We start from the raw sequence: 334 nt of genomic DNA on the forward strand, positions 1-334 counted from the left end.
GCTCTTACAGCGAGTCACTTTTGAACAGCGCAAAAGTAACCAAAACGCTCTTGCCCCACCACTCGGTGCCTCGCTTAGGCTCGGCATGCCCGCCCACAGGCTTGAATCCGTGGGCCGCCGCGATGGGCCATCCTTGGCCCAGCGCGGCTAACCCGGCGTCCTGCCGGGTTACCCACGGATTCAAGCCTGCGGGCGGCCATCGTGGTTTAACGGGGCGCCTTAGATCAAGATCAAAAGCAAGAGCACGGCGGCCTGAAAGCCGACCTGAGTGGTTGAAGCGGATCAGAAGCAGGTCAAAGGCGGGTCTTGAGTACACAGCAGATCTGCTTTTTTT

The 334-nt window shown here is 59.3% G+C and carries 1 protein-coding gene; it reads right to left on the reverse strand.

The features are described from left to right. Positions 1 to 4: 4 nt before the first annotated feature. Complete coding sequence (locus AO240_RS28770; RefSeq protein ID WP_256586053.1) at positions 5 to 316, reverse strand: hypothetical protein; 312 nt, start codon at positions 314 to 316, stop codon at positions 5 to 7. Between the last annotated feature and the right edge of the window lie 18 nt (positions 317 to 334).

The organism is Pseudomonas sp. ICMP 460, assembly GCF_002723595.1.
In the GTDB taxonomy this organism is placed as follows: Bacteria; Pseudomonadota; Gammaproteobacteria; order Pseudomonadales; family Pseudomonadaceae; genus Aquipseudomonas; species Aquipseudomonas kitaguniensis.